This window comes from Bacillus cereus group sp. N31 (assembly GCF_016483245.1).
Classification (GTDB): Bacteria; Bacillota; Bacilli; order Bacillales; family Bacillaceae_G; genus Bacillus_A; species Bacillus_A toyonensis.
On the sequence record NZ_JAEHCH010000002.1, the window covers coordinates 238,477 to 256,865 of the forward strand.

Here is an 18,389-nt window from a genome sequence, read left to right on the forward strand (position 1 = left end):
CAACGATGTTAGATGAAATCTCCTCCAAAGAAAAAGCTGCCATCCTCATTCGTACATTAGACGAAGGGGTGGCAGCAAAAGTCATTGAATATATGACAGCTGAGGAAAAAGAAGTATTACTTCGTGAAATTGCGAAGTTTCGTGTATATAAACCAGAAACGTTAGAAAATGTGCTAGGGGAGTTCTTATATGAATTAAATGTAAAAGAATTAAACTTAGTCACTCCAGATAAAGAGTACATTCGTCGCATATTTAAAAACATGCCCGAAGACGAGCTGGAAAAATTATTGGAAGATCTTTGGTATAACAAAGATAATCCGTTTGAGTTCTTAAATTCACTTACAGATTTAGAACCACTTCTTACAGTGCTCAATGATGAATCACCACAGACGATTGCGATAATTGCTTCTTACATTAAACCGCAACTTGCTTCTCAATTAATTGAGAGATTGCCAGATCATAAACGAGTAGAGACGGTAATGGGTATTGCAAAACTAGAACAAGTTGATGGTGAATTAATTAATCAAATTGGTGAGTTGTTAAAAGCGAAATTAAATAATATGGCATTTAGTGCAATTAATAAAACAGATGGCTTGAAAACGATCGTGAACATTTTAAATAATGTTTCACGAGGTGTTGAAAAAACAGTCTTTCAAAAGCTGGATGAAGTCGATTATGAGTTATCTGAGAAAATTAAAGAAAATATGTTTGTCTTTGAAGATTTACTTGGTCTTGAAGATCTTGCGCTTCGCCGTGTATTGGAAGAAATTTCAGATAACGGTGTTCTTGCGAAAGCACTTAAAATTGCAAAAGAAGAAATTAAAGAGAAATTATTTACATGTATGTCTTCAAACCGTAAAGAGATGATTCTAGAAGAATTAGATGGCTTAGGACCGCTTAAGATGACGGATGCTGAAAAAGCGCAGCAAACGATTACAGGTACAGTTAAAAAGCTAGAAAAAGAAGGAAGAATTATCGTTCAAAGAGGTGAAGGGGATGTCCTTATTTAAAAACAGAATTCCGAAGAATTCTGTTTCTTTTTCTGAAGAAACGTATGAATTACAATTTCCAAAACCAGCTTCAGTCCAAATAGAAGAGGAAGAATTACAAGCTGATCATGCAGAGCTTCGCGCCCAGCAAGAATCATTACATATGGAAATGAATCAGTTAAGACAAGGGCAGCAAATGCTAGAACGAGAGCGTCAGCAGCTAGTACAAGATAAAGAACAATTTCAAATGCATATTCATGAACAAATGGAACAGATGGAAGTAGCACGTATGCAGTTTCAAAAAGAACAACAGGAAACAGCATACGAATGGACAGAGTTATTGTGGGATCAATCTTTTCATCTAGCAGAAAAAATCGTAAACCAAGCGGTAGATTCGCGATTACTTGATGTGTTACCAATTTTAACTGGCATCGTTCAAACGTTGCCTACTTCATTTGAAAAATTAATAATAACAGTACATCCAGAAACGTTTGAACGTATTCAAGAAGAGAAGGAAAATACGAAAGAGTATTGGTTACTACAATTAGTAGAATGGAAATATGATTTCTCCCTGCAGTTCGGTGAATTTGTTTTGGAGGAAGAGAAAGAGTTTTTTGAATTTAAATTTGCACCTATATTTGCGAAGCTTCGTCAGAAATGGGAAGAAGAGAAGTTGTTTGAGGAGCAAAATGTATGAACAACAAGCTCATAAATGAACAGAATAAGTGGAATACGTTTATCGACACACCGTTTTATACGAAAATTGGTAAAGTTCATAGTGTACAAGAACAGTTTTTCGTAGCGAAAGGACCGAAAGCAAAAATTGGCGATGTTTGTTTCGTTGGAGAACATAATGTTTTATGTGAAGTAATTGCGATTGAAAAAGAGAATAATATGTTACTCCCATTTGGACAGACAGAAAAAGTATGTTACGGGGATTCAGTTACATTAATTGCAGAAGATGTTGTTGTACCTCGTGGTGATCATTTACTTGGAAAGGTGTTAAGTGCGAATGGTGAAGTGTTAAATGAGAACGCTGAAAACATTCCACTACAGAAAATAAAATTAGATGCCCCCCCTATTCATGCATTTGAGCGTGAAGAGATTACTGATGTATTTGAAACGGGAATAAAATCAATTGATTCTATGCTAACAATTGGTATCGGTCAAAAGATTGGTATTTTCGCTGGATCAGGTGTTGGTAAATCTACTTTACTTGGAATGATTGCAAAAAATGCAAAAGCTGATATTAACGTTATTAGTTTAGTAGGAGAACGTGGCCGAGAAGTAAAAGACTTTATTCGAAAAGAATTAGGCGAGGAAGGTATGAGGAAAAGCGTTGTTGTTGTAGCGACGTCAGATGAAAGCCATCTGATGCAACTTCGCGCGGCAAAGCTTGCCACATCCATTGCTGAATATTTCCGTGATCAAGGCAATAACGTACTACTCATGATGGATTCAGTTACTCGTTTTGCTGATGCGCGCCGAAGTGTTGATATTGCAGTGAAAGAGTTACCGATTGGTGGTAAAACACTGTTAATGGAAAGTTATATGAAGAAGTTGTTAGAGCGATCTGGTAAAACACAAAAAGGATCTATAACAGGTATTTATACCGTACTCGTTGATGGAGACGATTTAAACGGTCCTGTACCAGATTTAGCACGTGGTATTTTAGATGGACATATTGTATTAAAGCGTGAGCTTGCTACGCTTAGTCATTATCCTGCCATTTCAGTGTTAGATTCAGTAAGTAGGATTATGGAAGAAATTGTGTCGCCTAACCATTGGCAACTTGCAAATGAAATGAGAAAAATCTTATCTATTTATAAAGAAAATGAATTGTACTTTAAATTAGGGACGATTCAAGAAAATGAAGAAAATGCTTATATTTTTGAATGTAAAAATAAAGTAGAAGATATAAATACGTTTTTAAAGCAAGGTCGATCGGATAGTTTCCAATTTGATGATATCGTTCAAGCGATACACCATATAGTATAAGGCCTCTACTAAAGGGGTCTTATTTTTTTGTTTTTTAATATTTCACAGATTTTTTTGGAAAAAAACTATATAATAGAAAAAGAGAGCGTTATAATAGGAAGGGGCTATGAAAACAGGTGGATAAACAGCAGTACGACACGATAAAATTGCAAATAAATCAAGAAAAAGAACATATTTTAAAAGAAGTGTACGAACTAACAGCTGAAAAAAGAAAAATAGAACAAAAAAAAGAATATGATTTATACGTTGTGAAATCACGTAGCAAAGTCGTACAAACTGGTCAACGTATTATGGCTGGCATGCTTTCTTCACATACGTTTTCACCTGAAAGAATAGAAGAATGGAATCGAAAAATTAAAAAAACAGAAGGTTTTATTCAAAAAAATGAAAGCCTTTTAGAGCAAGTAAAAGAAAAAGAACGTGTCATTGATGAAATGTATCAAGAAGATTGTAAGAAGCTTGCAAAAGTGCAAGAAAAGCTAGAAGAAAAAATGCTTCTTGATTTAAAAATGTGTATGAATGGATGAGGTGAATGTAGTGATACAGTCTGTATTACCGGTGCAACAAAGTTTACCTCCGCAAAAAGAAAAAGGGCTAGAAATACAATCGAAAAATGAAAATTCTTCATTTGATCGTACGTTGAGAATGGAAAATAAACAGCAGCCGAAAACGGAGAAAACGAAACGAGAAGAAGCACCAAAAGAAGAGAAAAAAGAATATAATCTTTCTAAACCATCGGTAACGAAAGAAGAACCAAGTGTAAAGAAAGAAGAAAAAAAAGAGACAGAACAGTTGTTATTAGCTGTATCTGAGCAAATGGTTGCAATTGAGCAATTACGTGTGCAACCAGAATTGTTATATCAATACATACAAAAAATACAAGAGCTGTATAAAGAATATGGAAATATAAAACTTAACGAATTACCCGCAGGTGAATTACAACAATTACAAGAGCTCCTTTCAAATATGAATATTAAAAATGCTATATGTTTAGAAGATACAATGCAAATGGTGTTAGACAAAGTGAAGATGCCAGAGCAAATGATGCAGGCTTTGAAAGTTGTAGAGACAGAAACTTGTAATATTGCAAAAAAACAAGAAGAGTCTAAAGATGTAGATCTTCTGAAATCAGAGAGCGATGATGTGAAGGTAGAGTTGCCAGAAGTCGATTCGTTAAGTGATTCGAGTTCCACGGGTGCGGAGTTATTAAATAAAGCGACGAGTACTGATCAAATCGGAAAATCAAATAGTGGCGCTGAGAAGGTTACATTACCTGACTTAGGAAAGAAAATGGAAGCGCAAGTAGAAGCATTGCAAAAATTTGTAGTGAAACAAGAACGTGTTTTATTCCAGCTAAATCCAGAAAAATTTGGAACGTTAACTGTATTTATGAAAAAGCATGGCGACCAAATTGATGTGCATGTAGAAATGGAAAAACACGATGCAAAAAAACGTGTTGAAATCATTTTTGATGAATTGAGGCTAAAGCTAAAAGAAAAAGAAATTAATATTCAAATTAGCTATTCGGATAAAGATGAAAACCGTAAAGAACAGCGAGAACAAGAACAAAGACAAAAGCAGAAATTAGCAAGTACGCAACATGAGAAACAACAATCAAAAGAATTTGCGGGATTATTGGAGGAATAAAGCGTGCCAACAGTTGGGTTAAATACAACGAGTACAAATCATATTCCGTTACAAGCAGGAGCGCAAGCAAAAAACGCATCTGTGAATGGTGTACAATCGCCAGTTCAACAAACAAACGGAGTTTCAGCAGGAGCACAAAAGACTCCTGGGGTAATGGGGAAAGATGACTTCCTAAAATTGTTTTTATCAAGTTTCCAACATCAAGATCCATTTAATGCAATGGATATGAATCAAATGATGAACCAGACAGCGCAGTTATCTCTTATGGAGCAAGTGCAAAATATGACAAAAGCAGTTGACTCTTTAAGAACGACGATGTATTCGACAGCGCTTGATGGCGGTATGAAGTTTTTAGGGAAGTACGTAAGAGGTGTTGACGGCGACGGAAACAAAGTAACTGGTCAAGTAGAGACGGTTCGCCTTGCAGAGAATAATGATGTACAGCTCATTATTAATAATAAAGTCGTATCTCTTCGTTTCGTTGAGAGAGTGTCTGATAAACCGATTGGAGAAACGAATCCAGAGGATGTCAAGAAAGAAGAGCAAAAAACAACTGAAGAAGTAAAAACTACAAATTCATGAGGAGTGTCCATACGTTATGATTAAAGCGTTATATACAAGTATTACAGGAATGAATGCAACACAAAATGCATTAAGTGTAACTTCAAATAATATTGCTAATGCACAAACAGTTGGTTATAAAAAACAAAAAGCAATGTTTGATGATTTACTATATAACAATTCGATTGGTGCAAAAGGTGACGGTAAATACGCAGGAACGAATCCGAAAAGTATTGGTAACGGTGTGAAAATGAGTGGTACGGTTACAGATTATAGTGATGGTACAATTACGTTAACTGGTGGTAAAACACAAGCAGCAATGGAAGGTAATGGTTTCTTCGTTGTAGGTGATTCAAAAGGCGGAAATATGGAATTTACTCGTAAAGGTACGTTTGGGATATCCTCAGATTACTATATTACGAATACTGAAGGTCAATATGTATTTGCATATCCTGCAAATGAAGCAACTGGTGAAGTTGATTTATCTGGAATCCCAGGACCGTTGCAAATTCCAATGGGAACAGCAATTGGTGGTATTCGAACATCGAAAGGGACAATTAAAGGGAATATTCCAACTGGTGAAAAACAAATTACACAAGATTTACCTGTATATGATAATGCGGGGAATACATGGACAATGCGTGTAGAGTTTAAACAAACGAGCGAACATAATTATACATATAAAGTACAGATGCGTAATGACTCGAAAAAAGAAACAGAGTTTAAGGATGTTCAAGGTGCAGGTGGTAATATGACATTTGATGCTGTTGGAAATCCTAATCCGAAAGAGCAAAGAGCCAATATTCCATTTGATGGCGGCTCTATAAATTTAGACTTAAGTCATTTAACAAACCATCCAACAGATAAAACATTATCAGTAACAGACGTAGATGGTAGAGCAGCAGCGACGGTTAAAGATTGCTTCATTGCTGACGGTGGATATGTAATGGTAAAATATTCTGATGGAAGTATGAAATCTGCTGGCCAATTAGCTGTTGCGATGTTCCCGAACGAAGGCGGTCTAATGAAAACAGGTAATGGTAACTATACAGCGACGAATACAACAGGTATTTTAGCACTTGGTGCATCTGGTCAAAACGGTGCAGGTAAAGTACGTGGTGGCGCGCAAGAAGGGGCCAACGTAGATTTATCTGTTGAGTTCGTTGACTTAATGCTGTATCAACGTGGATTCCAAGGAAATGCGAAAGTAATTAAAGTGTCAGATGAAGTATTAAATGAAGTTGTAAACTTAATTCGATAATATATTATAAAGAAAACTTGTAATGTAGTAGAAAGGGTTTTTTATTCGTATGACAAGACAAGAGCGAGTTTTACAATTGCCTTTTTTCGAAAATAAACGTGAACTTGCCGAGCAAGTGCTAAAAATGGAACGAGAAGAGCATGTATATTTACCGGATCAATTTGAAATTAAGCAAGTGCCTCCGTATTCATTTGGTGAAAAGGAAGCCATCATTGGCCGTATTCATGAGTTTTATTTCGTAAGTGTTGGTAGTGATGGAGTTTGGAAGTATCAACTGTTTAAGGACGAGATGAAGTGCCGTGAGTTTTTTGTTACGTTATCAGGGATAACGGATCAGCAAATTGCGTTTTGGTTCAATAATATCGAGTTACTTAAAAGCTCTTAAAAGCCCTTTTAATGGTTTGAGAGATGTGGTAGGGTTTAAGTGCTTATAAGGGTGCTCGAACGTTGTGGAAACAGCGGTATGAAGTGTTACCAAGGTAGTTTAATAAGAGATAAGCGAATTGTAGTATAGTATGGATAACAACTATGGTTCTGAGGGGCTTGTAGTTGTAAGAGTAGTGCTATGGAGAGGTACTGTGATGGTTGGTTGGAGATAAGATAATTGTCTCATAGCAAACCAGTGCCTTTTGGATAGTTTGTGGGGATACATTTTTATAAAAGGAGAGGTGAGGAGGATGGCGCAGAATAAGTATCGCGTTACATTCATTTCGCCAAGTGAGGTTGAGCAGCGGACTGTAATGGCGGCGAGTAGTTTGCCAGATCTAATTCGTAAAGTAGAGAGTATTATCGCAGATCCGAACGGTTATTTTGTGAATGATAAAAAAAATAATTGCTATTTTAAAGTAATTAAAGAAAATGTTGCGTTTATTCAATACGAGCTACTATTTTCGGATAAGGAAATTCATATTGAAAAATTAAAACATATAGCGCCGGCTATATTAAAACAATTATTTAAAAAAATAAACGATCCAGAACTATATGCACTCGCGTTACTTGATGTTGATATAGCGACGAAACAATATGTACTCGAAGAAATGAATCAAGAGTTAAGAATGAGAGTAGAAACCGAACTTTCAAAAAAATGGGAAGCAATGCCGACAGAAATTGTAGGGGCACAAGAAGTGTTATTAGAGGCACTTGCTTCATTTATACAAGATTAAGCGTAAATAAATTGTTCGACTATCTATATTTTTCATATAGGTAGTTGACTTTTTCTCTTTTATAAAGCTTAATAATTAAATATACGGAATTAATGGAAGGGGAGCGACACCTTTATGTCACAAGCACAAAGTATTTTATTAGAAAGTGGAACAAATGAATTAGAGATTGTCACATATACTGTTGGTGAAAATCTATTTAGTATCAATGTAATGAAAGTACGTGAAATCATTAATCCATTCCCTGTTACAACTGTGCCAGAATCTCATCATGCAGTTGAAGGTGTTGTTCAAGTACGTGGTGAAATTTTACCTGTTATTAACTTAGCAACGGCTCTTAATTTAAAATCAACAAAGCCACTTGATCAAACGAAATTCATCATCTCAGAATTAAACCAAATGAAAGTTATTTTCCGCGTTGACGAAGTACATCGTATTCAACGTATTTCATGGGAACAAATTGATGAACCAGCTTCCTTATCAATGGGACTAGAAGAAACGACATCTGGCATTGTAAAACTAGATGGGAAAATTATTTTACTATTAGACTATGAAAAAATTGTATGTGAAATTAGCGGTACTGGTTATGACAATAAATCACTTTCAGGCTTAGAACAAAAAACAGATCGTGCTGAAAAAGTTATTTATATTGCAGAAGATTCAGCAATGCTTCGCCAAATACTAGAAGAAACTTTATCATCAGCTGGATATACGAAAATGAACTTCTTCAGCAATGGTGCGGAAGCATTAGCACAAATTGAAAAATTAGCGAAAGAGCAAGGGGAAAAAATGTTTGAACACATTCACTTGCTAATTACTGATATTGAAATGCCAAAAATGGATGGACATCATTTAACGAAAGTGGTTAAGGATGGTGAAATAATGAATCGTTTACCGGTCATTATTTTCTCTTCATTAATTACAAATGAATTATTCCATAAAGGTGAAGCTGTAGGAGCAAATGCTCAAGTAAGTAAGCCAGATATTCAAGAGTTAATTGGTTTAGTTGATAAGTTAGTGTTGTAAAAGAGTTTTAAAAAGCGTTTTTTTGCTGGAATAGAACCTCTAGCGAAGTTTGGAAGCGGTCAGTGCCTAATAGAGCTCTGTACGATGTAAGACCAAAGATATGGAGTGGTTTCAAGTAAGCAGGAGAAGAGAGCTTTCGACTGAGGGTTGGAAACTTTCTTCTATTAGTGGGGAAAAAGGAACTAGCCATGTATAGTAGTACTGGCTAGTTCCTTTTTAGTATTCTATACGCTGTACAGGTAGAAGGAGTATTTGTGGTTATATGAATAGTCTCTATTTCGAGATTTTCAATTGGTTTAATTAATAAGTAACGTTTTTTTGTTTAAAAATATAAGAGAACATATTTTGGTTTATGTTAGTAATATTTCGTGGTAGCGCAAACTTTTTCGGTGAAAATATATTAAAAATACCATATAATATAATTATATGTAATTAATATGTATAATTGCATATTAATTAAAAAATACTCTTTCTTTTTTACACTTTCCATACGTTTTTGTATGTTAATTATTTGACAGACAATTTCGAAATGTTATAATATGGATATGTAAAAATTGCTATTTCTTAAAAGACATGGGAGTCAGATGAGAATTGTGAAAGGATGAGGGGGAGTGGCACAGATTATGTATCACCACACAGCAATCAATGTATTAAAACTTTTACAAAACATGTCAAATAATAAAATGAATGATATGAAATTAGAAACGGAATTTAAAAAAATAGAGAAACAATTCCGAGTGGAGTATGAAGAGTTAGTCGATTTATATAATAGAATGGTTTTATTCCAAATAGATATAGAAAAACATGGCGGTATGCGAGCTTATGAAAAATCAACAATTACATGGCTGAAGTCTGAGCTAGAGTTACTGTATGAAGTGTATCAATTTTGTCAACGTCACGGTTTAAACATTTTAAATATTTCAAAATACGTTAGTAAAAATGAACTAAATCTTTTTCCGAAAACAGAAAGTCAATTGCAAAATACGTATTATAAATTGAAAAAACGTGAAATACCGTTTGAAAATATTGAAAAACAAAAACCAGGACGAAAGCGAAAATATACACCCGTAAAAGAACAAATCGTTGAAATGAAAAAAGAAAACAAGCAAGAAGTAAGAAAAGAAGTTCAAAATACAGAGAATGAAAAAAGTCTTGTAACAGTTATATCTGGTATCGTTGATAATTTTGAAACAATTAGTCAATGTAGTGAAAGAAAAGAAGATGAACTCCATCAGTTTATGGAAGGCATTTATAAGCTTTCAAGCATGGCTGCTGGGCGTTCGGAAAATGAAAAGGATGTACGTGGTCTTGAAAGCGAATTGCATGTATTACGAGCTGAAAATGAAAGACTAAAGCGAGAAAAGGAAGAGCTTGTTCATGATATAAAAGAAATGACGCATCATTTAATTCATTTCATTACGAGCTCTGATATCGATCAAATTCGCACATTGCCTTACTTCGTAAAAGAATGTAAACAAGATTTGCATAAATTAGGGTTATATAACGCACAAGACGGGAAAATGAAAATTATGGTTGATCGTAGTGGACAAGTTATGACTGTAACACAGTAATAAAATTTGGGTACAAAATAAAAGGGAGATACATAGTTTATATGTATTTCCCTTTTGTTTTGTGTGGAATCGTTTCAAAGAGGGAAGACAAATTTTTAAGATTGTAGTAATTTAGAAACCATTTGCGGAATTTGATTAGCCTGTGAAACCATACTGAGCGCAACTTTAGTTAATAATTTAAACTTTAAAAAATCGCTCATTTCCTGCGCCATATCCGCGTCTTCAATTCGAGGAGAAGCATCTGTTAGGGCCATACTTTGACTATTTAAATTTTCAATATTAAAGTGTAAACGATTTATCATAGCCCCAAGATCAGCACGATGAAGTGATACATTTTGCAAGGCTTCTTCAATTTTACGAATTGCCGTTCTTGCTTCTTGTTCTGTTGAAATCTTGATGTCATGTTGTGTAGGGGAAGGGGGAATATGTTTCGTTAGATTTACTGTATGACCGATATCGTCTAATGTAACAGGACGGTTTTGGTCGCCAAATACGGGCAAATTATTAAACTCAGTTGTCTCACCAATATAGCTAATTTGCTCTGTTAAAGATTGAAACTCTTTATTTAGTGAATCACGGTTTTTATTTGAATTTGTACCGTTCGCAGATTGAACAGCTAAATCACGCATACGCTGCAAAATATTCGTAACAGTTTGAAGGGCAGCTTCTGCTGTGCGAAGCATCGATAGCGCATTTTCATTATTACGAATTGCCACGCGCATACCACTTGCTCTCGCATGCATACGAGTCACAATTGCAACATTAGCGGGATTATCGGAAGCGTTATTCAACTTCTTACCAGTCGTCAAATGCTCCATCGCAACATTCATACGTTTCTCATTCTCATACAACGACTGCCTAGCATTCATACTTAAAATATTCGTACCAATACGCATAATAGACACTCCTTATAGATTGATATAGTTAGTGTTCTAAAGCTAATAAACGGCTATGGATAGATAAAAAGGCTTATGCTCATTTGCTGTTGTTGTTTTAACATAAGAGGGGATAAAAATAGGCACTGACCGCTTCTACATATCGCGGATTCTCCTGTCCATCTAAAAAAAGAAGTAGTTTACAAATAATTCATTTATATAGAAAAAATAAACCTCTCCGCAAGCAGAGAGGTTTATTCAGGAAACTAACTCAAATGGCTTATTGTAATAATTTAGAAACCATTTGTGGCGTTTGGTTTGCTTGAGAAAGCATGCTGATACCAGCTTCGTTCAAGATTTTGAACTTAGTCATTTCAGACATTTCTTTAGCCATGTCAGCGTCTTCGATTTGAGAAGCTGCTGAAGCCATAGAAGAAGATTGGCTCTTCAGGTTATTTACGTTAAAGTCAAGACGGTTTAATGTAGCACCTAGAGTTGCGCGGTTAGATGCAATGTTTTCTAGTGCAGAGTCAATTGCAGCGACAGCAGCATTAGGATTAGCAACAGTTACTTTTGTTTTATCGAACGCACCGCCTAAGGCTTTAGCTGCAGCAGCTTTAGCTACATCTGTATCTGCGGCATTATTGTAGTCTGCTAATTTGTCAGTAACGGCTTTAGCATCTGCTGCAGACATAGATCCTTTAACTTTATCGAATTCCTTCATAGCAGCATCAACTTCTTTTTGAATATCAGCTTTGTCAGTAGTAGTTGTTGTATTAAGTGCAGTAAATTTGCCTGCAACATCATCAATTGTTTTTTGTGATGCGCCACCAATTGTTAGTTTATCAATACTTAGTGATTGTGTAGAAACGTTTGCTAATTTAATATCAATTTTCTTACCTTCATCAGCGTTATCTAATGTTTGAATTGCAATAGTTTCATTAGAACCATCTAATAATTTTTTATCATTAAATTCAGTGTTAGTAGAGATGTAATTGATTTGCTCTTTTAATGCGCCGAATTCTTTATCTAGAGCTGCTTGGTTCTCAGATGTATTTGTACCATTTGCAGATTGGTTTGCAAGGTCACGCATACGAAGTAAGATGTTAGATACTGAGTTCATTGCTGAATCAGCTGTACGGATTAATGAAATACCGTCTTGTGTGTTGTTAGCGGCTACTCCTAATCCACTTTCACGAGCACGCATACGAGTTGCGATTGCAAGACCTGCTGCATCGTCAGAAGCGTTGTTGATACGTTTACCGCTTGATAAACGGTCCATAGCGTTACTCATTTTAGCTTGGTTTTGGCGCATGTACTCTTGCGTACGCATGCTGTTAATGTTTGTATTAATTCTCATGTTAAGAACCCCCATTTTTTTATAGTGACTTTTCTGCAAATTGAAAAACGGTAATATGCGAAAAAATCAATTTCGAGATTTATTGTAATCCCTGTCATAGCGGGTGTCAACTAAAAATTCGAATTAATAAATATAAAAAAATAACAGTTTAACAATATATCCATTTTTTTATTACATAATTATTAAAAGGATTATTGCAAACTTTAAAAAAAAACTCTAATATTAGATTATCTTTGTTTACCGAAAAGGTGATATTATGGTAGTTGGAAATATAGTAAAAGAAGTGCTTGCCTATAAAAAAGGACAAATTCAGCAAAAGCTAAGTAGTCCGCAAGCATTCGTTAGTAGTCGTTTTCAAGAGAAGTTGCAGAGTGAACCTGCAAAGGAGACGAAGGGTACTACGCAGCCGGCAAACATAGAAGATATGAGTCAGCCGGTACAATCTACGAAAATAGAAACGGTTGTTACTAAACCGGAACAATCTATTCATAAAGTAGAGGAAGTGAGTAAGCCTGAAGAAAAGGCTGAAACGAAGAAAGCAGATGAAGTGCAAGTCGCGCAAAAAGAGTTTGAACGACGTTTCCCAGAAACGAAAAATGAGGCTGTTGATACGTGGGAATTAACGAAGAAGTATAATATTCAAAAAATACGTTATTCCAATGAAGGGAAGTATGAGGATATTATTGATCGCGTTAGCCGTACATATGGAATTCCGCAAACGTTAATTCAAAAAATGATTGAAGTAGAGTCTAATTTTAATCCGAAAACGGTGTCACATGCAGGTGCGATGGGGCTTATGCAGCTTATGCCAGCGAATGTGAAGGAGATGGGTGTGAAGAATCCATTTTCACCAGCTGAAAGTATTGAAGGCGGCGTGAAAGAGTTAAGCGGTTATTTAAAGAAAAATAACGGTGACTTAGTATTGGCGCTTGCTTCTTATAATGCTGGTCCTGGTAATGTGAGAAAGTACGGAGGCGTACCACCATTTAAAGAAACGCAAGGATATATTAAAAAAATATTAAATATCGACGTTTCAAAATAAGAAGTTTCATATATAGAGAGAACATGAAATTTTCGTGAACATGATATGGGAGTTGGCTAGATTTGAAATTACAAGATGATATTCCGTTAACAATTTATTTTGAAATCGGAAATACGAAAAAGAAAATTGAAGATCTGCTTCATATTACGAAAGGTACATTGTATCGTCTTGAAAATTCAACGAAAAATACGGTGCGTCTTATGCTTGAGAATGAAGAGATTGGAACCGGAAGGATTTTGACGAAAAACGGGAAGATGTACGTTGAAATCGTTGAATTGAAAAGGTAGGGAAGGGGATTGTCATGAGTGGCGAAAAATTAAGCCAAGAGCAAATTGATGCCCTGCTGAAGGCGGTAAATGAAGGCGAGGAAATGCCAGCTTTTGCACAAGAAGCAGGGAAGCAAGAGAAATTTCAAGAGTATGATTTTAATAGACCAGAGAAGTTTGGTGTTGAGCATTTACGTAGTTTGCAAGCGATTGCTTCTACGTTTGGAAAACAGACGTCACAGACGTTGTCAGCGCGTATGCGTATTCCGATTGAGCTAGAGCCTTCAACAGTTGAGCAAGTTCCATTTACGAGTGAGTATGTGGAGAAAATGCCGAAAGATTATTATTTATATTGCGTAATTGATCTCGGTTTACCAGAGCTTGGAGAAATTGTTATTGAGATTGATTTAGCATTTGTTATTTATATTCATGAATGCTGGCTTGGCGGAGATAGTAAGCGTAACTTTACGATGCGCAGACCGCTAACGGCGTTTGAGTTTTTAACGCTTGATAATATATTCTTGCTTCTTTGTAAAAATTTAGAGCAATCATTTGAAAGTGTTGTTGCGATTGAACCGAAGTTTGTAACGACGGAAACAGATCCGAATGCATTAAAGATTACGACAGCGAGCGATATAATTTCATTACTGAACGTAAATATGAAAACAGATTTTTGGAATACGACGGTGCGTATCGGGATTCCGTTCTTATCTGTTGAAGAAATTATGGATAAGTTAACGTCTGAAAATATTGTCGAACATTCTTCAGATAAACGTAAAAAGTATACGTCTGAAGTGGAAGTGAAAGTAAATCAAGTGTACAAACCTGTTCACGTTGCAATTGGTGAGCAGAAAATGACAATGAGTGACATTGAACAAATTGAAGAAGGCGATATTATTCCACTTCATACGAAAGTTTCGGATGAATTACTCGGTTATGTAGATGGAAAGCATAAATTTAATTGTTTTATTGGGAAAGATGGAACGCGTAAAGCGCTCCTATTTAAAAGTTTTGTAGAGTAGGAGGATCCATATGAAGCATGAAGTATCTCCTGTGTCCTTAATGGGATTAGAAGAATTTGCAGGGAAACGAAATGAAGCGAGTAAAGCACATATTGATACTGTTTCAGATATTTCGATTGAACTTGGCGTAAAGCTTGGGAAGTCATCTATTACGCTCGGTGATGTGAAGCAGTTAAAAGTTGGCGATGTTCTTGAAGTAGAGAAAAACTTAGGACATAAAGTAGATGTGTATTTAAGTAATATGAAGGTCGGCATCGGTGAAGCAATCGTAATGGACGAGAAGTTCGGCATTATTATTTCTGAAATTGAAGCTGATAAGAAGCAAGCTGCGCTTATGAAGGCGCAAAGTCAAATGCAAGATAAAGAGTAGAGGAGGAGTCATATGTCGTATATGACGACCTTATTTCAAGTCGTTTTACTGTTTGGTGCACTCGGTTACGGTGCATTTTATATGACGAAAAAGACGCGCAAACAGCAGTTTTTTAAGCAAGGTGAAAATGGCCATATTCAAGTAAAAGACGGTGTATATTTAAATCATCAAACGAGCGCCTTTTTATTTGAAGTGGATGGCAAGCAAGTATTCACTGTTATTAGTAATAATGGTGTGCAGTCTGTGCAATTAACAGGAACAGGAAATCAGTTTCAACAAGCGCTAGAAGACGCGGTGAAGAGTGAAACGAAAAAAGTAGAGGATCCATCATGAGAATAAAGAAACAGTTATCATTATTAGCCGTTATTTTCGTATTTTCTATCGTTTTTTCAATTATTTTTGTAAATCCAGCGTATGCAGCCCCGAACGGTTTTATTAATTTCGAAAATGGAAAAGAGTTTACGAGTAATTCAAGTGTACAGTTATTTGCACTCGTTACCCTTCTATCATTATCTTCTTCTATCGTTCTTTTATTTACGCATTTTACTTATTTTATGATCGTTCTTGGAATAACTCGTCAAGGACTTGGGGTAATGAACTTACCACCAAACCAAGTGCTTGTTGGACTTGCTTTGTTTTTATCACTATTTACGATGCAACCGGTGTTAGGTCAGTTAAAGAGTGATGTGTGGGATCCGATGACGAAAGAAAAAATAACTGTAAGTCAAGCTGCGGAGACGACAGCTCCAATTATGAAAGATTACATGGCGAAGCATACGTATAAGCATGATTTAAAAATGATGCTGAAAGTACGCGGTGAAGAGTTGCCGAAAGATTTGAAAGACCTTTCATTATTTACGCTCGTACCATCCTTTACGTTAACGCAAATTCAAAAAGGATTATTAACGGGGATGTTCATTTATTTAGCGTTTGTATTTATAGATTTGATTATTAGTACACTTTTAATGTACCTCGGGATGATGATGGTACCGCCGATGATTTTAAGTTTACCGTTTAAAATACTCGTTTTCGTATATTTAGGTGGATATACAAAAATCGTCGATATAATGTTTAAAACGGTCGCCTGAAGCGTTTGATGCTATGTGATAGGAGTCATATAAATGAATACGTCACCAATTATAGATATTTTTCAAACCTTTTTTTATAAAGGGGTTATGATTTTAATGCCGGTTGCCGGTGTAAGTATGATTGTCGTTATTATCATCGCTGTCATTATGGCGATGATGCAAATTCAAGAGCAAACGTTGACGTTTTTACCGAAAATGGCGAGTATAGTGCTCGTTATTATCATTTTAGGTCCGTGGATGTTTCAAGAGTTAACGACACTTATTTTAGATTTATTTGATAAAATTCCATCGCTATTGCGTTCGTACTAAGATAGGTGAACTGAAATGAATATGGAATTATGGGCGGCGACGTTTTTTGCGTTTTGCCGTATTACTTCATTTTTATATTTTTTACCTTTCTTTTCAGGACGGTCGATTCCTGCAATGGCAAAGGTTACATTTGGACTTGGTCTTTCGATTACAGTGGCCGATCAAGTTGATGTCTCTCACATAAAGACAGTTTGGGACGTCGCAGCTTATGCAGCAACGCAAATTGTAATTGGATTATCCCTTGCAAAAATTGTAGAAATGCTGTGGAATATTCCGAAAATGGCCGGACATATTTTAGACTTTGATATCGGTTTATCACAGGCTAGTTTGTTTGATGTAAATGCAGGATCACAGTCTACTTTACTATCAACAATTTTTGATATATTTTTTCTCATTATTTTTATTTCACTTGGCGGCATTAACTATTTCGTTGCCACGATTTTAAAGTCGTTTCAATATACAGAGGCGATTTCAAAATTGTTGACGACTAGTTTTTTAGATAGTCTACTCGCAACGTTATTATTTGCGATTACATCAGCGGTCGAAATTGCTTTGCCACTTATGGGCAGCTTATTCATTATTAATTTTGTTCTTATTTTAATCGCAAAAAATGCACCGCAATTAAACGTTTTTATGAATGCGTACGTGATTAAAATTACATGTGGTATTTTATTTATTGCGATGAGCGTACCGATGCTCGGTTATGTGTTTAAAAATATGACAGATGTATTACTGGAAGAGTATACGACACTATTTAACTTTTTCTTAACGAAGTAGGGGGACGCGTATGGCAAAGGATAATAAAACAGAAAAGGCCACCCCGCAGAAGCGTAAAAAATCGCGTGAAGAAGGGAATATCGCCCGGAGTAAAGATTTAAATAATTTATTTTCTATTCTCGTATTAGCAGTTGTCGTTTATTTTTTCGGAGATTGGCTAGGGTTTGAGATTGCCAATTCTGTAGCGGTGCTGTTTGATCAAATCGGAAAAAATACAGATTCGACCGAGTATTTTTATTTAATGGGGATTTTGCTACTAAAAGTATCAGCTCCTATATTAATACTCGTATATGCTTTTCATTTATTCAATTATATGATTCAAGTCGGTTTCTTATTTTCTTCTAAAGTCATAAAGCCGAAAGCATCACGTATTAATCCGAAAAACTATTTTACGAGACTGTTTAGTCGTAAAAGTTTAGTAGATATTTTGAAATCACTGTTTTATATGGGATTAATCGGTTACGTTGCGTACGTTCTTTTTAAAAAGAATTTAGAGAAGATCGTGAGTATGATTGGATTTAACTGGACTGCGTCACTTACTGAAATTATTAGGCAAATTAAATTTATCTTTTTAGCTATTTTAATTATTTTAATCGTTCTTTCTATTATTGATTTCATTTATCAAAAGTGGGAGTACGAGCAAGATATTAAGATGAAAAAAGAAGAAGTAAAACAAGAGCATAAAGATAATGAAGGGGACCCACAAGTAAAGGGGAAACGAAAAAACTTTATGCATGCCATCTTGCAAGGGACTATTGCGAAAAAGATGGATGGTGCAACGTTTATTGTAAATAACCCGACGCATATTTCAGTCGTACTTCGTTACAATAAACAAGTTGATGCGGCGCCAATTGTCGTTGCAAAAGGGGAAGATGAGCTCGCATTATACATACGGACGCTTGCCCGTGAACAAGAAATACCGATGGTGGAAAACCGTCCGCTCGCTCGTTCTTTATATTATCAAGTCGAGGAAGATGAGACGATTCCAGAAGATTTATACGTAGCTGTAATTGAAGTTATGCGCTATTTAATTCAAACGAATGAACTTGAAGTATAATAGCGCGTTT

General features: G+C 35.5%; 22 protein-coding genes. 20 read left to right on the plus strand and 2 right to left on the minus strand.

What is annotated here, in order from left to right:
* Positions 1–5 precede the first annotated feature (5 nt).
* The 11 genes from fliG (at position 6) to JDS81_RS05575 (ending at position 10,213) form a co-directional block, all read left to right on the plus strand.
* Positions 6–1,010, plus strand: a complete 1,005-nt coding sequence (gene fliG / locus JDS81_RS05525; RefSeq protein ID WP_000883355.1) for a flagellar motor switch protein FliG — start codon at positions 6–8, stop codon at positions 1,008–1,010.
* Positions 997–1,686, plus strand: coding sequence for a FliH/SctL family protein (locus tag JDS81_RS05530; protein WP_000051701.1), 690 nt, complete (start codon positions 997–999; stop codon positions 1,684–1,686). The genes fliG and JDS81_RS05530 overlap by 14 nt, the downstream gene beginning before the upstream one ends.
* A complete protein-coding gene (gene fliI, locus JDS81_RS05535; RefSeq protein ID WP_001060540.1) occupies positions 1,683–2,987 on the plus strand; it encodes a flagellar protein export ATPase FliI in 1,305 nt (434 codons plus the stop codon). The genes JDS81_RS05530 and fliI overlap by 4 nt, the downstream gene beginning before the upstream one ends.
* 116 nt (positions 2,988–3,103) lie before the next feature.
* Positions 3,104–3,514 (plus strand): hypothetical protein, encoded by a 411-nt coding sequence (locus JDS81_RS05540; protein ID WP_000360857.1) that lies wholly within the window; start codon positions 3,104–3,106, stop codon positions 3,512–3,514.
* Positions 3,515–3,524: 10 nt separating this feature from the next.
* A complete protein-coding gene (locus tag JDS81_RS05545) occupies positions 3,525–4,634 on the plus strand; it encodes a flagellar hook-length control protein FliK (protein WP_000616448.1) in 1,110 nt (369 codons plus the stop codon).
* Positions 4,635–4,637: 3 nt separating this feature from the next.
* A complete protein-coding gene (locus JDS81_RS05550; RefSeq protein WP_001143458.1) occupies positions 4,638–5,216 on the plus strand; it encodes a flagellar hook assembly protein FlgD in 579 nt (192 codons plus the stop codon).
* A 16-nt stretch (positions 5,217–5,232) separates the two neighbouring features.
* On the plus strand, positions 5,233–6,456 hold the full coding sequence (locus tag JDS81_RS05555; protein ID WP_000588325.1) for a flagellar hook protein FlgE: 1,224 nt from the start codon (positions 5,233–5,235) through the stop codon (positions 6,454–6,456).
* Between the two features lie 49 nt (positions 6,457–6,505).
* Positions 6,506–6,841, plus strand: coding sequence for a DUF3964 family protein (locus tag JDS81_RS05560; RefSeq protein WP_000198189.1), 336 nt, complete (start codon positions 6,506–6,508; stop codon positions 6,839–6,841).
* A gap of 292 nt (positions 6,842–7,133) precedes the next feature.
* Positions 7,134–7,619 (plus strand): hypothetical protein, encoded by a 486-nt coding sequence (locus tag JDS81_RS05565; protein ID WP_000068315.1) that lies wholly within the window; start codon positions 7,134–7,136, stop codon positions 7,617–7,619.
* Between the two features lie 114 nt (positions 7,620–7,733).
* Positions 7,734–8,642, plus strand: coding sequence for a chemotaxis protein (locus tag JDS81_RS05570; RefSeq protein ID WP_000075949.1), 909 nt, complete (start codon positions 7,734–7,736; stop codon positions 8,640–8,642).
* Positions 8,643–9,265: 623 nt separating this feature from the next.
* Positions 9,266–10,213, plus strand: coding sequence for a DNA-binding domain-containing protein (locus JDS81_RS05575; RefSeq protein WP_000274704.1), 948 nt, complete (start codon positions 9,266–9,268; stop codon positions 10,211–10,213).
* Between the two features lie 95 nt (positions 10,214–10,308).
* Here JDS81_RS05575 and JDS81_RS05580 read toward each other — a convergent pair whose 3' ends face one another.
* Positions 10,309–11,109 (minus strand): flagellin N-terminal helical domain-containing protein, encoded by an 801-nt coding sequence (locus JDS81_RS05580; RefSeq protein WP_097954676.1) that lies wholly within the window; start codon positions 11,107–11,109, stop codon positions 10,309–10,311.
* A gap of 259 nt (positions 11,110–11,368) precedes the next feature.
* Entirely contained in the window at positions 11,369–12,448 is a 1,080-nt protein-coding gene (locus JDS81_RS05585; protein WP_001222344.1) for a flagellin N-terminal helical domain-containing protein, read from the minus strand.
* A gap of 256 nt (positions 12,449–12,704) precedes the next feature.
* Here JDS81_RS05585 and JDS81_RS05590 point away from each other — a divergent pair, with 256 nt between their 5' ends.
* The 9 genes from JDS81_RS05590 (at position 12,705) to flhB (ending at position 18,379) form a co-directional block, all read left to right on the plus strand.
* Positions 12,705–13,490 carry a lytic transglycosylase domain-containing protein gene (locus JDS81_RS05590; protein ID WP_097954677.1) on the plus strand — a complete coding sequence of 262 codons (786 nt, stop codon included), beginning with the start codon at positions 12,705–12,707 and terminating at the stop codon, positions 13,488–13,490.
* Between the two features lie 62 nt (positions 13,491–13,552).
* Positions 13,553–13,777 carry a flagellar motor switch protein FliN gene (locus JDS81_RS05595; protein ID WP_000775714.1) on the plus strand — a complete coding sequence of 75 codons (225 nt, stop codon included), beginning with the start codon at positions 13,553–13,555 and terminating at the stop codon, positions 13,775–13,777.
* A gap of 14 nt (positions 13,778–13,791) precedes the next feature.
* A complete protein-coding gene (fliM, locus tag JDS81_RS05600) occupies positions 13,792–14,778 on the plus strand; it encodes a flagellar motor switch protein FliM (RefSeq protein ID WP_000012359.1) in 987 nt (328 codons plus the stop codon).
* 10 nt (positions 14,779–14,788) lie between these two features.
* On the plus strand, positions 14,789–15,148 hold the full coding sequence (gene fliN, locus JDS81_RS05605) for a flagellar motor switch protein FliN (RefSeq protein WP_000680022.1): 360 nt from the start codon (positions 14,789–14,791) through the stop codon (positions 15,146–15,148).
* Between the two features lie 12 nt (positions 15,149–15,160).
* Positions 15,161–15,481 (plus strand): hypothetical protein, encoded by a 321-nt coding sequence (locus tag JDS81_RS05610; protein WP_000121169.1) that lies wholly within the window; start codon positions 15,161–15,163, stop codon positions 15,479–15,481.
* A complete protein-coding gene (locus JDS81_RS05615) occupies positions 15,478–16,236 on the plus strand; it encodes a flagellar type III secretion system pore protein FliP (RefSeq protein WP_001220581.1) in 759 nt (252 codons plus the stop codon). Before JDS81_RS05610 ends, JDS81_RS05615 begins: the two co-directional genes overlap by 4 nt.
* Positions 16,237–16,269: 33 nt before the next feature.
* Entirely contained in the window at positions 16,270–16,545 is a 276-nt protein-coding gene (locus JDS81_RS05620) for a flagellar biosynthetic protein FliQ (RefSeq protein WP_001098085.1), read from the plus strand.
* Positions 16,546–16,560: 15 nt separating this feature from the next.
* Positions 16,561–17,322 (plus strand): flagellar biosynthetic protein FliR, encoded by a 762-nt coding sequence (locus JDS81_RS05625; RefSeq protein ID WP_001055700.1) that lies wholly within the window; start codon positions 16,561–16,563, stop codon positions 17,320–17,322.
* A 10-nt stretch (positions 17,323–17,332) separates the two neighbouring features.
* Positions 17,333–18,379, plus strand: a complete 1,047-nt coding sequence (flhB, locus tag JDS81_RS05630; protein ID WP_001030092.1) for a flagellar type III secretion system protein FlhB — start codon at positions 17,333–17,335, stop codon at positions 18,377–18,379.
* Positions 18,380–18,389: the final 10 nt, after the last annotated feature.

Excerpts from the sequence above, each read along its gene's own strand:
- fliG (WP_000883355.1), top strand. The coding sequence starts at position 6 with ATGTTAGATGAAATCTCCTCCAAAGAAAAAGCTGCCATCCTCATTCGT.
- JDS81_RS05530 (WP_000051701.1), top strand. The coding sequence starts at position 997 with ATGTCCTTATTTAAAAACAGAATTCCGAAGAATTCTGTTTCTTTTTCT.
- fliI (WP_001060540.1), top strand. The coding sequence starts at position 1,683 with ATGAACAACAAGCTCATAAATGAACAGAATAAGTGGAATACGTTTATC.
- JDS81_RS05555 (WP_000588325.1), top strand. The coding sequence starts at position 5,233 with ATGATTAAAGCGTTATATACAAGTATTACAGGAATGAATGCAACACAA.
- JDS81_RS05560 (WP_000198189.1), top strand. The coding sequence starts at position 6,506 with ATGACAAGACAAGAGCGAGTTTTACAATTGCCTTTTTTCGAAAATAAA.
- JDS81_RS05565 (WP_000068315.1), top strand. The coding sequence starts at position 7,134 with ATGGCGCAGAATAAGTATCGCGTTACATTCATTTCGCCAAGTGAGGTT.
- JDS81_RS05570 (WP_000075949.1), top strand. The coding sequence starts at position 7,734 with ATGTCACAAGCACAAAGTATTTTATTAGAAAGTGGAACAAATGAATTA.
- JDS81_RS05575 (WP_000274704.1), top strand. The coding sequence starts at position 9,266 with ATGTATCACCACACAGCAATCAATGTATTAAAACTTTTACAAAACATG.
- JDS81_RS05580 (WP_097954676.1), bottom strand. The coding sequence starts at position 11,109 with ATGCGTATTGGTACGAATATTTTAAGTATGAATGCTAGGCAGTCGTTG.
- JDS81_RS05585 (WP_001222344.1), bottom strand. The coding sequence starts at position 12,448 with ATGAGAATTAATACAAACATTAACAGCATGCGTACGCAAGAGTACATG.
- JDS81_RS05590 (WP_097954677.1), top strand. The coding sequence starts at position 12,705 with ATGGTAGTTGGAAATATAGTAAAAGAAGTGCTTGCCTATAAAAAAGGA.
- fliM (WP_000012359.1), top strand. The coding sequence starts at position 13,792 with ATGAGTGGCGAAAAATTAAGCCAAGAGCAAATTGATGCCCTGCTGAAG.
- fliN (WP_000680022.1), top strand. The coding sequence starts at position 14,789 with ATGAAGCATGAAGTATCTCCTGTGTCCTTAATGGGATTAGAAGAATTT.
- JDS81_RS05610 (WP_000121169.1), top strand. The coding sequence starts at position 15,161 with ATGTCGTATATGACGACCTTATTTCAAGTCGTTTTACTGTTTGGTGCA.
- JDS81_RS05615 (WP_001220581.1), top strand. The coding sequence starts at position 15,478 with ATGAGAATAAAGAAACAGTTATCATTATTAGCCGTTATTTTCGTATTT.
- JDS81_RS05620 (WP_001098085.1), top strand. The coding sequence starts at position 16,270 with ATGAATACGTCACCAATTATAGATATTTTTCAAACCTTTTTTTATAAA.
- JDS81_RS05625 (WP_001055700.1), top strand. The coding sequence starts at position 16,561 with ATGAATATGGAATTATGGGCGGCGACGTTTTTTGCGTTTTGCCGTATT.
- flhB (WP_001030092.1), top strand. The coding sequence starts at position 17,333 with ATGGCAAAGGATAATAAAACAGAAAAGGCCACCCCGCAGAAGCGTAAA.